Here is a 13,223-nt window from a genome sequence, read left to right on the forward strand (position 1 = left end):
AGAGGGGCAGGACCCGCTCGCTGTGTGATCCTTCTGGCGACGCCGGACGCGCGCCGCTGGTCGCCCGCAACGAGTGAGGACGGTGTGGGTTGGGGCCCACCGGAGGCGGCCGTCGGGGGGAATGGGGCGGTTTGGGGTTGGGGACACGCCCGGGTGTAGACGTAAAGGTCAGGATATGGAAACGGCGGGCGGCCCGATGATCGGGCGCCCGCCGGTCGATGCCTGCGTCAGCGGTGATCCTCTGCGCGCATCCCCACCCGGGGCGCGTCGATCACGACGTCGGTGAAGATGTCGAAGACGAGGGCGAGGATTCCGCCGACGACGAACACACCGGCGCCGATCCAGACGACCGTCCAGTTGTCGGCCGTCAAGCCGAAGCCGGCGACGACCGTTCCCACCAGCATCACGGTCACCGCGAGCCACGAGGACGCGCGCCCGCCGTGGCTGCCGAGATGCTCGGTTTGCTCCGACTTCTTCCCCTCAACCATGACTAATCCTTCCTTTGCCGGAAATCCCGCAATTGGTGCGAGCCGGCTCTCCACCGGCATACCCTCTGCCTTCCCCCCATTCTCCCAGACCCGTTCCGTGCCCTCGTCGGCACGGTGGCTGTGTCTGGTTGCGGAACCGCCTACGATGGCAGGCGGGGAAGTTTGTCTCGGCCTCTCCTCCTGGCGGCGCCGCCGGGGTAGACCTGCGAGGAGCTTTACATAAAGTGGCAGCCATTCTCGACAAGATCCTACGTGCCGGCGAAGGCAAGATCCTGCGCAAGCTCAAGCGGATCGCAGACCAGGTCAACTCCATCGAGGACGACTTCACGAGCCTGTCCGACGCGGAGTTGCGCGCAATGACGGACGAGTTCCGCCAGCGCCACGCGGACGGCGAGAGTCTCGACGACCTCCTGCCCGAGGCGTTCGCGACCGTGCGCGAGGCGGCTCGCCGCGTGCTCGGCCAGCGGCCCTACGACGTGCAGATCATGGGCGGCGCCAACCTTCACATGGGCAACATCTCCGAGATGAAGACCGGTGAGGGCAAGACGCTGACCTGTACGCTGCCGTCCTACCTCAACGCGATCGCGGGCAAGGGCGTCCACGTCATCACGGTCAACGACTATCTGGCCAAGCGTGACGCCGAGACCATGGGCCGCGTCCACCGCTTCCTCGGCCTCGAGGTCGGCTGCATCGTCTCCGGCCAGCAGCCCGACGAGCGGCGCAAGCAGTACGAAGCCGACATCACTTATGGCACCAACAACGAGTTCGGCTTCGACTACCTGCGCGACAACATGGCCTGGACGCTCGACGAGTGCGTGCAGCGCGGCCACTTCTACGCCATCGTCGACGAGGTCGACTCGATCCTCATCGACGAGGCCCGCACCCCGCTGATCATCTCCGGCCCCGGCGAGCAGTCGGGCAAGTGGTACCAGGAGTTCGCCAAGATCGTGCCCCGCCTGCGCAGGGGCGTCGAGGCGAAGAACCCGGGCGAGGAGAGCACCGGCGACTACATCGTCGACGAGAAGAAGCGCACGGTCGGCATCCTGGAGTCCGGCGTCGAGAAGGTCGAAGACTGGCTCGGCATCGACAACCTCTACAAGCCCGAGCACACCCACCTGGTCGGCTTCCTGAACAACGCGCTCAAGGCGAAAGAGCTGTTCAAGAAGGACAAGGACTACATCGTCGCCGACGGCGAGGTGCTCATCGTCGACGAGTTCACCGGCCGCATCCTGCACGGCCGCCGCTACAACGAGGGCATGCACCAGGCCATCGAGGCCAAAGAGGGCGTGAAGATCAAGGACGAGAACCAGACGCTCGCCACGGTCACCCTCCAGAACTACTTCCGCCTCTACGAGAAGCTGGCCGGCATGACCGGTACGGCGACCACCGAGGCCAACGAGTTCCACCAGACGTACAAGCTGGGCGTCGTCCCGATCCCGACCAACCGGCCGATGATCCGCAAGGACCAGCCCGACGTGGTCTACAAGACCGAGGACGCCAAGTTCGACGCGGTGGTCGAGGACATCAAGCAGCGCTACGAGGCCGGCCAGCCGGTGCTCGTCGGCACCACCTCGGTCGAGAAGTCCGAGCGGCTGTCCAAGGCGCTCAAGCGGCGCGGCGTGCCGCACGAGGTGCTCAACGCGAAGAACCACGCGCGTGAGGCGTCGATCATCGCCGAGGCGGGCCGCAAGGGCGCCGTCACGGTCGCCACCAACATGGCCGGTCGAGGCACCGACATCATGCTCGGCGGCAACTCCGAGTTCCGCGCCGACCTGGAGCTGCGCCAGCGCGGGCTCGACCCGGTCGAGACGCCGGAGGAGTACGAGAAGGCGTATGCCGAGGCGCTGGAGAAGGCGCGTGCGGCGGTCAAGGCCGAGCACGACGAGGTCACCAAGCTCGGCGGCCTCTACGTCCTCGGCACCGAGCGCCACGAGTCGCGCCGCATCGACAACCAGCTCCGCGGCCGTTCCGGCCGTCAGGGCGACCCCGGCGAGTCGCGCTTCTACCTGTCGCTCGGCGACGACCTCATGCGCCTGTTCAACTCGGCCAGAGTCGAGATGATCATGACGCGGCTCAACATCCCCGACGACCAGCCGATCGAGTCCGGCATCGTCTCCAAGGCCATCGCCTCCGCCCAGCACCAGGTCGAGCAGCAGAACTTCGAGATCCGCAAGGACGTTCTGAAGTACGACGAGGTCATGGACCGCCAGCGCAAGGTCATCTACGCCGAGCGCCGCCGCGTCCTCGAGGGCGCCGACCTGCACGAGCAGGTGCGGGGCTTCATCGGCGAGGTGATCGAGGGCTACGTCCAGGGCGCCACCGCCGAGGGCTTCGCCGAGGAGTGGGACCTCGAGAAGCTGTGGAAGGCGTTCGGCGAGCTCTACCCGGTCAGCGTCCGCATCGACGACCTCATCGAGGAGGCCGGCAACCGCGAGGAGCTGACCGCCGAGCTGATCAGCGAGCGGATCAAGGCCGACGCGCTGGCCGCCTACGACCGGCGGGAGGAGGAGTTCGGCCCCGACACCATGCGTGACCTCGAGCGCCGGGTGATCCTGTCCGTCCTCGACCGCAAGTGGCGTGAGCACCTCTACGAGATGGACTACCTGCGCGAGGGCATCGGCATGCGGGCCTACGCGCAGAAGGACCCCAAGATCGAGTACGCCCGCGAGGGCTTCGAGATGTTCTCCGCCATGCTGGAGGGCATCAAGGAGGACTCCGTCGGCTTCCTGTTCAACCTCGAGGTCGAGGTTCAGGAGAACCCGATCGTCGAGGAAGAGGACGCCGCCATCGCTGAGACGCGCTCGATCATCGCGCGCGGGCTGCGCGGTCCGCAGCGGCCGGCCGAGCTCGAGTACACGGCGCCGGGCGAGCAGGGCGACGTCGAGCACGTGAAGGTGCGCACCACCTCCGAGGAGCGGGCGGCGTACGGCAACGTCGAGCGCAACGCGCCCTGCCCCTGCGGGTCGGGCAAGAAGTACAAGCGCTGCCACGGCGATCCGAAGAACGCCGCCTGAGCCGGTAAGGCGACCGCAGAACCCCCGCTCTCGCGCGAGAGCGGGGGTTCTGCGCGTTCTCCGGCGGGTCTGGATGTCGGGGCGGGCCCGCTGCGCGCTGCCGCGTTCTCCGGCGTTCGGTGCAGGCCCGCTGGGCGGTGTTTTCAGGCGGTTTCGAGGTCGGTGCGGGCCCGCTGCACGTCGTGGCGTTCTCAGGCGGTTTCGACGTCGGTGCAGATCCAGTGCATGCCGCGGCGTTCCAGGCGGAGGGCGAGGACGTGGTCGCGGGTGGTGCAGTGGATGACCGTGCACAGTTCGAGGGCGCCGTCGCGGGGTTCGGTCAGGTGGACGCGGCCGGCGAACGGCGGACGGTCGCTGGTGTACATGCGGCCCGCCTTCACCAGGCCGCGGTAGGCGCTGTCGGTGAGCCGGTCGGCGACGCTCTCGGGCGGGCGGCGGCCGGCCAGCACCTCGGCCACGGCCTGGCTGAGGTGGCGCAACCGGCGCTCGTCGGGCGGCGTGCCCGCCGGGCCCCACACCATCGGAGGGCGGTCGAGGGCCAGGGAGCCGTGGGTGCTGGGGCCCTCGTCGTACGGCGCTGCGGCGGTGGGGCTGAGGGCCATGCGAAACCTCCAACTCGACGGCGAAGAAAGAATCGTTATAAGGAGTTTTCGGTCCGGCCGAAGAATACAAACGGCACCAACTTCGGCGGGTGCGGGCGAGATATGTCCGCCGATGCGGAGGAAGTCGGCAGGAAGTTGGAGTGGTCTTCGGGTGAGTTTGATCATTTGCGGTCGGCGGCCCCGGCGTCATGAGAGCGTCCCCAAAGGTTTGGGGCCGGCGAGTCAGGGAGTTTGCGCGGTGTCCTTATCCGGGGTGTCCGGTTCGCGGCCGGGAGTGGGGAGGTCGAGGCGGCGGATGAGGACCGCGAAGAGGGCGTAGTAAAGGACGAAGTAGAGCACGCCGAACGCCAGGATCAGCGGCACGCCGTGGGTGTTGGACTTGGTGGCGTTCAGGGCCAGGTCGATGGCGCCGCCGGAGAACGTGAAACCGAGCCTCGCGCCCAGCTCGGCCATCAGCGCCATCGACAGGCCGGTCAGCAGCGCGTGCAGGACGAACAGCACGGGCGCGACGAAGATGAACGCGAACTCCAGCGGCTCGGTGATGCCGGTGACGAACGCCGTCAGCCCGGCCGACAGCATGATGCCGCCGACCGCCTTGCGGCGATGCGGTGGCGCGGCCCGCCACATCGCGATGGCCGCGCCCAGCAAACCGAACATCATGACGGGGAAGGAGCCGGTCATGAAGATCCCGGCGCCCTGCTCGCCGGCGAAATAGCAGTTGAGGTCGCCGGCCGCGTCCCTGGTGGCGCCGCGCACGCCGGCGCGGCACTCGGGGAGGGTGAACCAGACGATGGTGTTGAGGAAGTGGTGCAGGCCGATGGGTATGAGCAGGCGGTTGGCGACGCCGTAGATGCCCGTGCCGGCCGTGCCGTTCGCCGACAGCCAGTCGCCGACGTGCGAGAGTCCGTCGCCGATCGGGCGCCACACCAGGCCGAACGCGACGCCGATGAGCAGCGCGGCGACGGCGGTGATGATCGGTACGGCCCTGCGCCCGCCGAAGAAGGCCAGCCAGGATGGCGGCTTGACGCGGTGGAAGCGCTGCCAGAGCAGGGCGGCGGTGAGGCCGATGACGATGCCGCCGAGGACGCCGGTCGGGTTCTGGGCGCCCAGGTCGAGCGCGGGGGTGCCGTCGTGCAGGGTGACGGCGACCTTGGCGTGGACGGCGCCGTGGCCTGCCTCGAAGAACAGGGTCTTGGTCACGCGGTCGAACACCAGGTAGCCGACCAGGGCCGCGAGGGCCGTGGAGCCGTCCGACCTGCGGGCGAACCCGATCGCGACGCCGACGGCGAACAGCAGCGGCAGGTTCTCGAACAGGGCGCCGCCGGCCGCCGCCAGCACGCCGGCCGCGGGGAGGAGCCAGGGCAGGGTGCCGCCGAGGCCGTCCGCGCCGAGCAGGTCGGGCTGGCCGAAGCGGAACAGCAGCCCCGCGGCCGGCAGGACCGCGATGGGCATCATGAGCGAGCGGCCGATGCGCTGCAGCACCGCGAACGCCGCGGACGACCAGGCGGGCGGCACGGCCGTCGATCACCCCTCTTCCCGCGCCGGCCGCACACGCCGGGCTCGCGTCGCGGGGGATCGCCGGTTTCCTGCCCTGGGGGAGAACGGGGGAAACGCCGTCAGGTTTCGCCGGAGTCGACGTCGGGCTCTGGTTCGCGGCCGGGGGTCTGGATGTTGAGGCGGCGGATGAGGAACGTGAAGACGGCGTAGTAGAGGACGCCGTAGACCGCACCGATCGCCAGGATGCCCGCTACGTTCTCGGTGTTCGACTTGCTGGCGTTCAGCAGCAGGTCGAGCAGGCCGGCGGAGAAGCCGAAGCCGAGCTGGCCGCCGATCAGGGTGGTCACCGCCATCGCCAGCCCGGTCAGGACGGCGTGGACGACCAGCAGCAGCGGCGCCACGAAGATGAACGCGAACTCGATCGGCTCGGTGATGCCGGTGACGAACGAGGCGAGCGCCGCCGACAGCATGATGCCGCCCACGGTGGCACGCCGGTGCTTGGGCGCCGCCCGCCACATGGCGAGCGCGGCGGCCGGGAGGGCGAACATCATGATGGGGAAGAACCCGGCCATGAACTCGCCGGAGTGCGGGTCGCCGCCGAAGTAGCAGTTCCAGTCGCCGCCGAGGACGCGGCCGTTCACCTCGCACTGCGGCACGACGTACCAGACGACGGAGTTGGCGAAGTGGTGCAGGCCGAGGGGGATGAGCAGCCGGTTGATGAGGCCGTAGACGCCGGTGCCGATCGGGCCGATGGAGGCCAGTGCCTCGCCGGCGTGGCTGATCCACTCGCCGATCACCGGCCACAGCCAGCCGAAGAGCACGCCGATGAGCAGCGCCGCGATGGAGGTGACGATCGGGACGAAGCGCCGCCCGCCGAAGAACGCCAGCCACGCCGGCAGCTTGATGCGGTGGAAACGCTGCCAGAGCAGCGCCGCGACCAGCCCGATGACGATGCCGCCGAGCACCCTGGTGGGGTTCTGGAGGCCGTAGTTGATCACCTCTTTGATGCCGTCGGGCTGGACCTCCTTGATCAGGACGGTCTCCCTGATGTCCGAGCCGGCGAACATCACCTTCGTCACCCGGTCGAAGACGAGATAGCCGACGACGGCGGCGAGCGCGGTGGAGCCGTCGGACTTGCGGGCGAACCCGATGGCGACGCCGACGGCGAACAGCAGCGGCAGGTTCTCGAACAGGGCCGCCCCGGCGGCCTCCAGCACCTCGGCGACCTGGCTCATCCAGGCCAGCCCCGCCACGTCGGCCAGGCCGCCCGGCTCGGCGCCGTTGGCGCCGAGCATGTCGGGCTGGCCGAAGCGCTGGAGCAGGGCGGAGGCGGGCAGGGCGGCGATGGGCAGCATCAGGGAGCGGCCCAGCCGCTGGAGCACGCTCATCGTGCGGGCGAACGGCGATGGCCGGGCGGCGGTGGTCTCGTTCACCGGGCGTTCCTCCGGAGGCATCTCTGCCGGGGACTGGGGGTCGTACGGCGCGGCGAACCCGGGCCGGCGTCAGCCCCGGCGGGCCGGCCCCTCCAGGAGGGTGCGCAACTGGTAGCGGTCGGCCCGGTAGGTGGACACGCCCAGCTCAGCGCACACCCCGCCGGAGAACGACCGGCGCTGCAGCAGCAGGACGGCGCCGCCCCGGGGGAGCTTCAGCAGGTCGGCGTCGCTGGGGTCGGCCAGGCCGCCGTCGATGGTGAGCTCGCCGGCGTCCATGACGAGCCCGTAGCGGCGCTCCAGCAGCTCGTACAGTGATTTATCCGACAGATCGTAGTCTGCCAGGTCGGGTGCGAGCTTGACCGGGATGTGCGCCCGCTCGATGGACAGCGGCTCGCCGTCGGCCGTCCGCAGCCGCTCGATGAAGTGCACCTCCTCGCCCGGCTGGATGCCCAGCTCCTTGGCCAGGTGGGCGCTGGCGCGCACCACGCGGCGGTCGAGGTCGCGCGAGCCGGGGATCATGCCGCGGGCCCGCATGTCGTCGGTGAACGAGGTGAGCTGCAGGGCCAGCTCGATCTTCGGCCGGGCGACGAACGTGCCCTTGCCCGGCACCCGGTGCAGCCGGCCCTCGGAGACGAGGTGGTCGACGGCCTGGCGCACGGTCATCCTGGACAGGCCGAAGCGCTGGCAGAGCTCGCGCTCGGACGGGATGGCCGCGCCGATGCCGAACTCGTCGCTGTCGATGAGGTCCAGCAGGATCTCGCGAAGCTGGAAGTATTTGGGCACCGGGCTGTCCGGATCGATGTGCGCCACGGATCCTCCCCTCGTCTCCGTCTGGACTATGAGTTATGGTTCGTACTGGTCTAGTCCGGACTAGACCACCATAAGACGCAAAAGACGGTCAAGTCTGTAACCGCATGAGTTGAGGGAAGAGCGCGAGATGACCACCAAGATGCGCAGCGAGATCGCCGAGCAGCCGACCGCGTTGCGGAACACATTGGACTCCCTGCTCCCCAAGGCCGGCGAGATCAAGGCTCTGGGCGAGCAGACCCGCCAGCTGCTGTTCATCGCGCGCGGCACTTCCGACAACGCCGCAGTCTATGGGCGTTACCTGGTGGAGGCGCACGCCGGGCGGCTGGCGGCGCTGGCCGCGCCGTCGATCGCGACGACGTACAAGCGCCGGCTCGACCTCGACGGGGTGCTGGCCGTCGCGATCTCGCAGTCGGGACGCACCGAGGAGATCGTCGAGACGCTGAGCTGGGCCAAGGACTGCGGGGCCAAGACCGTCGCCGTGACGAACGGGGGTGCGCGGAGCCCGCTCGCGCAGGCCGCCGACGTGGCCCTGTGCACCGTGGCCGGCGAGGAGAAGGCGGTGCCGGCGACCAAGACGTACACGACGCAGCTCGCCGCCCTCGCGGTGCTCGCCATCGGGCTGGGCGCCGACGTGGACGTGGACGACCTGCGGCGGGTGCCCGAGGCCGTCGAGAAGCTCCTCGCGGAGCCCGGCGACCTGGACGCCGTGGTCGAGGGGCTGCTGGACAAGCCAGGCGTGGTCGTCTCCGGGCGCGGCCTGGCCTTCTCCACGGCGCTGGAGACCGCGCTCAAGCTCAAGGAGGCCTGCTACCTGCACGCCATGGGCCTGTCGTACGCCGACCTGCTGCACGGCCCCATCGCGGTCGTGGACGAGGACACCCCGGCGCTGCTGGTCGCCTCCGAGAACAGCCCGACCCTCCAGGGCACCGTGGCGCTGGCCGAGCGGGTGGTGGCCGCGGGCGCGGCGGCGTACACGATCGGCGGCGGCAGCGCGCTGGCGCAGGCGGGCACGGCCGCGCTCAACGGACCCGACCTGCCCGAGTGGGTGGCCCCGATGGGCCTCATCGTGCCGGGGCAACTGCTCACCGAGGCGCTGGCCCGCCGGCTCGGCGTCGACCCCGACGCGCCGCGCGGCTTGAACAAGGTCACCCAGACCGACTGATCTAGCCTGGTCGGAGAGGTGACCCGAGGGAGGACCTGATGGCGGCGGACGTGAACGCGATCATCGCCGCGCTGGGCGGCGCCGGCAACATCATCGACATCGAGCCCTGCATCACCCGCCTGCGCACGGAGGTGCACGACGCCTCGAAGGTGGACCAGGCGGCGCTCAAGGCCGCCGGCGCGCACGGCGTGATGGCCACGGGGAACGTGGTCCAGGTCGTCGTCGGGCCGGAGGCGGACACCATGGCCAGCGACATCGAGGACATCATCGGCTAAGGGCGAGATCATGACGACTGTTCTCGCCCCGGTCGAGGGGGAGGCCGTGGGGCTGGCAGCCGTGCCCGATCCGGTGTTCTCGGCGGGCATGGTCGGCCCGGGAACGGCGATCGACCCGCTCAGGGGGCCGGGCGAGGCCCTGGCTCCCATAGCCGGAAAAATCATGAAACTGCATCCGCACGCGTACGTCATCGTCGGCGACGACGGCAAGGGCGTGCTCGTGCACCTGGGCATCGACACCGTGCAGCTCAAGGGCGAAGGTTTCGCGCTGCTGGCGTCGGAGGGCGACCGGGTCGCGGCCGGTCAGCCCGTGGTGGCCTGGGACCCCGCGGTCGTCGAGGCGGGCGGCCGGTCGCCGGTCTGCCCCGTCGTCGCGCTCGACGCGCTGTCCGGCGCGGTCACCGGGGTCACGCTGGGGGCGGTGCACGCCGGTGACCAGCTCTTCGAATGGGCCTGAGCGCGCGGTTTCCGACTTTAAGCGCAGTTTCGTGCCCAATGGGGGAATAAGAGCGGTCCGGGGGAGATGAACGGTCGTCAGCGGGGTCGCCGGACCCGTCACAATATTGTCGGTCGTCCGTTTTGGTGGCGATCGCACGAAGGTCCGGCTGGTCTGGACCGGCACAGAAGGAGGAACGACGACAATGGGTGAACGCAAGGTCACCGTGGCGGCGGAGGTAGGGCTGCACGCCCGGCCCGCGGCGACGTTCGTCCAGCGGGCCAAGCAGGCGCCGATGGACATCACGGTCGAGAAGCCGCACGGTGGCGGGCCGGTCAACGGCAAGAGCATTCTCGCGATCATGGCCCTCGACGTCAGGCAGGGCGAGACCGTGGTGATCTCCGCTGAGGGCGAGGGGTCGGAAGAGGTGCTCGACGAGCTGGCCGCGATCGCCAGTACGCCATGAACCTGCGGGGGGTGGGGGTCAGCCCGGGCATCGGGCACGGACCCTCTTTCGTTCTGACCGTCTCCGTGCCCGAACCCCCCGAGGGCGCCACCTACACCGGTGAGGCGGAACAGGAGAAAGAGCGTGCCATGGTCGCGCTCCAGCAGGTCGCGGGCGAGCTGGAGGCCCGCGGCAACCAGGCGGGCGGCGAGGCCGGGGAGATACTCAAGGCCCAGGCGCTGATGGCCGAGGACCCCGGGCTGGTCGTGAAGGTGCGCACACTGATCGACCGCGGCCTGGCCGCCCCCAGAGCGGTCTTCGAGGCCTTCTCGAAATACCGGGACGTGCTCGCGGGGTCCGGCGGATACCTGGGTGAGCGGGCCGCCGACCTCAGCGACATCAGGGACCGCGTGATCGCGCTGCTCTACGGGCAGGCGCTGCCCGGGCTGCCGGTGGCGCCGGAGGAGCCGTACGTGCTGGTCGCCAGGGACCTCGCGCCCGCCGACACGGCGCTGCTGTCCAGGGACGACGTGGTCGCGTTCGTCACCGAGGAGGGCGGCCCGACCAGCCACACCGCCATCATGGCCAGATCGATCGGGGTGCCCGCGGTCGTGGCCTGCCCCGGTGCGACCCGCATCCCGCCGGACGTCGAGGTGATGGTGGACGGCACCTCGGGCGAGGTCCGCGTGGCGCCGGAAGAGGCGGACGTGGCCGGCGCGGTCGGCGCCGCCTCCGCCCGTCAGGCCGCGCTCGCGACGTGGACCGGTCCAGGCGCCACCGCCGACGGCCACCCCGTGCCGCTGCTGGCGAACATCGGCGGCCCGGCCGAGATCGACGCCGCGCTGGCCGCGGGGGCCGAGGGCATCGGGCTCTACCGCACCGAGTTCCTCTTCCTCGACCGCGCCGAGCCGCCGTCGATCGAGGAGCAGGAGCGGGCCTACCGGGCCGCGCTCGACGCCTTCCCCGGCGGCAGGGTCGTGGTGCGCACGCTCGACGGCGGCGCGGACAAGCCGCTGCGCTTCCTGTCCACGCCGGCCGAGCAGAACCCGGCCCTCGGTGAGCGGGGCCTGCGCCTGTTCAGGCGCGCGCCCGAGGTGATGGACGTCCAGCTCCGCGCCCTGGCCGCGGTCGCCGTACCCGAGCTGCAGGTGATGGCGCCGATGGTGGCCACGGCCGAGGAGGCCACCTGGTTCGCCAGGGAGTGCGCCGACAAGGGCCTGCTCGACGTCGGCGTGATGATCGAGATCCCGTCGGCCGCGCTGCGCGCCGCCGACGTGATCTCCCAGGTCGACTTCGTCTCCGTCGGCACCAACGACCTCAGCCAGTACGCCTTCGCCGCCGACCGCGGTCTGGGCGCCGTCAGCGGGCTGCACGACCCGTGGCAGCCGGGGCTGCTCGACCTGGTCGCACTGGTCGCCGAGGCGGCCTCGCGGGCGGGCAAGCCGTGCGGCGTGTGCGGGGAGGCGGCCGCCGACGCGGCGCTGGCCTGCGTGCTGGCCGGGCTGGGGGCCTCGACGCTGTCCATGGCGCCGTCGGCGCTGTCCGGCGTACGCGCCGGGCTGGCCGCGCACACGCTGGAGCAGTGCCGTACGGCGGCGCAGGCGGCCAGGGCGCAGCCGTCGGCGGCCGACGCCCGCGCGGCGGCCCGCGTGCACCTGCCGGGGCTCGCCAGGCTCGGGTTGTAGCTGCGCTGAGAGCGAGCGCGGGGTCCGGGCGCGTCGTCGGATGGATACCTTTGGAGTCATGCTTCGACGGATCGGTACGACAGGGCTCCTGGTGATCGCGCTCACCGCGTGCGGCGGTGGCGGCGGAACGGCGGGGGCCGAGCCGACCGGAGGCAAGGCCGCCCCGCCCGCGCGCACCACGTCCGCGGTCCCGTCGGCGGCCCCGACGCCCGCTCAGAGCGAGGTCCAGCGGGTCCTGGCGCGGCTGAGCACCGAGGAGAAGGTCGGCCAGCTCTTCATGCCCGTCCTCTACGGCACCACGGCCGGCTCCGCCTCGGGCGAGAACCAGGCGCGCTACTCCGCGCGCACCCCGGCCAAGGTGATCGCGAAATACCACCTGGGCGGCGTGATCCTCTTCCCCCACAACGTCAAGAGCACGAGCCAGGTCGTCGGCCTGACCAACGGCCTGCAGCGCGCCTCGGCGAAGGTGCCGCTGATCATCGGCACCGACCAGGAGAACGGCGCGGTGTCGCGCATGTCGGCGCTGATGACGAAGTTCCCCGGCGCGGGCGACATCGGCGACACCAAGGACACCGGCCTGGCCCGCCAGGTGGCCAAGGCGACCGGCGAGGAGCTGCGGGCGCTCGGGGTCAACCTCGACTTCGCGCCCGTCGCCGACGTCAACGTCAACCCGCGCAACCCCGTCATCGGCCGCCGCGCCTACGACGACGACCCCAAGCGGGCGGCCAAGATGGTCGCGGCGGCGGTCAAGGGCTTCGGCGAGGCGAAGATCGCGGCCACCGCCAAGCACTTCCCCGGCCATGGCGACACCAGCGTCGACAGCCACACCGGGCTGCCGATCATCAAGCACACCAGGGCGCAGTGGGAGCGCCTCGACGCGCCGCCGTTCAAGGCCGCGATCGACGCGGGCGTCGACGCGGTGATGAGCGCCCACATCGTCTTCCCCAAGCTCGACCCGTCGGGCGACCCGGCCACGCTGTCCAAGCCGATCCTGACCGGCCTGCTGCGCGAGAAGCTCGGCTTCAAGGGCGTGATCTCCACCGACGCGCTCAACATGGCGGGGGCGCGCAAGAAGTACGACGACGGCGAGGTCGCCGTGCGGGCCGTAATGGCCGGGGCCGACCTGCTGCTCATGCCCAACGACCTGCCCAAGGCCTACAAGGCGGTGCTGGCGGCGGTGAAGTCGGGCCGCATCTCCGAGCAGCGCCTCGACCAGTCGGTCACCCGGCTGCTGACGCTCAGGCACAAGCGCGGCTTCCTGACCGAGGCGCCGGTGGCCTCGGCGGCGAAGGCGTCCGACGTGCTGCGCTCGTCCGCGCACCGCAAGCTGGCCGCCCAAGCAGGCGGCTGACCGGAGTTATCGGGCTTTTCCGGAC

At 70.5% G+C, this 13,223-nt stretch carries 12 protein-coding genes; 7 read left to right on the forward strand and 5 right to left on the reverse strand.

Going from position 1 to position 13,223, the window contains the following annotated elements; translation table 11 throughout:
* Positions 1-227: 227 nt before the first annotated feature.
* Complete coding sequence (locus ABZW11_RS01460; RefSeq protein ID WP_345396606.1) at positions 228-488, reverse strand: HGxxPAAW family protein; 261 nt, start codon at positions 486-488, stop codon at positions 228-230.
* A gap of 224 nt (positions 489-712) precedes the next feature.
* Between ABZW11_RS01460 and secA the strand changes: the two genes are divergently transcribed.
* On the forward strand, positions 713-3,502 hold the full coding sequence (gene secA, locus ABZW11_RS01465) for a preprotein translocase subunit SecA (protein ID WP_355411411.1): 2,790 nt from the start codon (positions 713-715) through the stop codon (positions 3,500-3,502).
* Between the two features lie 191 nt (positions 3,503-3,693).
* Here the strand turns inward: secA and ABZW11_RS01470 are convergent, their stop codons facing one another.
* From ABZW11_RS01470 to ABZW11_RS01485, 4 genes are all read right to left on the reverse strand, one after another.
* Complete coding sequence (locus tag ABZW11_RS01470) at positions 3,694-4,104, reverse strand: Rv3235 family protein (RefSeq protein WP_355411413.1); 411 nt, start codon at positions 4,102-4,104, stop codon at positions 3,694-3,696.
* 222 nt (positions 4,105-4,326) lie between these two features.
* Positions 4,327-5,559 (reverse strand): PTS transporter subunit EIIC, encoded by a 1,233-nt coding sequence (locus ABZW11_RS01475; protein ID WP_355412016.1) that lies wholly within the window; start codon positions 5,557-5,559, stop codon positions 4,327-4,329.
* Between the two features lie 161 nt (positions 5,560-5,720).
* A complete protein-coding gene (locus ABZW11_RS01480) occupies positions 5,721-7,034 on the reverse strand; it encodes a PTS transporter subunit EIIC (protein ID WP_355411415.1) in 1,314 nt (437 codons plus the stop codon).
* Positions 7,035-7,103: 69 nt separating this feature from the next.
* Positions 7,104-7,844 (reverse strand): GntR family transcriptional regulator, encoded by a 741-nt coding sequence (locus ABZW11_RS01485; protein WP_345396618.1) that lies wholly within the window; start codon positions 7,842-7,844, stop codon positions 7,104-7,106.
* Positions 7,845-7,971: 127 nt separating this feature from the next.
* Here ABZW11_RS01485 and ABZW11_RS01490 point away from each other — a divergent pair, with 127 nt between their 5' ends.
* The 6 genes from ABZW11_RS01490 to nagZ all read left to right on the forward strand — a co-directional run bounded on the left by ABZW11_RS01490 (position 7,972) and on the right by nagZ (position 13,198).
* Positions 7,972-9,006 carry an SIS domain-containing protein gene (locus ABZW11_RS01490; RefSeq protein WP_355411417.1) on the forward strand — a complete coding sequence of 345 codons (1,035 nt, stop codon included), beginning with the start codon at positions 7,972-7,974 and terminating at the stop codon, positions 9,004-9,006.
* A gap of 38 nt (positions 9,007-9,044) precedes the next feature.
* Positions 9,045-9,281, forward strand: coding sequence for a PTS glucose/sucrose transporter subunit IIB (locus tag ABZW11_RS01495; protein WP_345396624.1), 237 nt, complete (start codon positions 9,045-9,047; stop codon positions 9,279-9,281).
* Positions 9,282-9,291: 10 nt separating this feature from the next.
* Positions 9,292-9,738, forward strand: a complete 447-nt coding sequence (locus tag ABZW11_RS01500) for a PTS glucose transporter subunit IIA (protein WP_355411419.1) — start codon at positions 9,292-9,294, stop codon at positions 9,736-9,738.
* Between the two features lie 184 nt (positions 9,739-9,922).
* The gene (locus ABZW11_RS01505) at positions 9,923-10,183 is read left to right on the forward strand and encodes an HPr family phosphocarrier protein (protein ID WP_355411421.1); all 261 of its coding nucleotides are present in this window, start codon (positions 9,923-9,925) and stop codon (positions 10,181-10,183) included.
* Positions 10,180-11,847: a phosphoenolpyruvate--protein phosphotransferase gene (gene ptsP, locus ABZW11_RS01510; RefSeq protein WP_355411423.1), complete on the forward strand. Its 1,668-nt coding sequence runs from the start codon at positions 10,180-10,182 to the stop codon at positions 11,845-11,847. The genes ABZW11_RS01505 and ptsP overlap by 4 nt, the downstream gene beginning before the upstream one ends.
* Before the next feature lie 58 nt (positions 11,848-11,905).
* Positions 11,906-13,198: a beta-N-acetylhexosaminidase gene (nagZ, locus tag ABZW11_RS01515; protein ID WP_355411425.1), complete on the forward strand. Its 1,293-nt coding sequence runs from the start codon at positions 11,906-11,908 to the stop codon at positions 13,196-13,198.
* The last annotated feature ends 25 nt before the right edge of the window (positions 13,199-13,223 follow it).

It is taken from the genome of Nonomuraea sp. NPDC004580, assembly GCF_040609855.1.
In the GTDB taxonomy this organism is placed as follows: Bacteria; Actinomycetota; Actinomycetes; order Streptosporangiales; family Streptosporangiaceae; genus Nonomuraea; species Nonomuraea salmonea.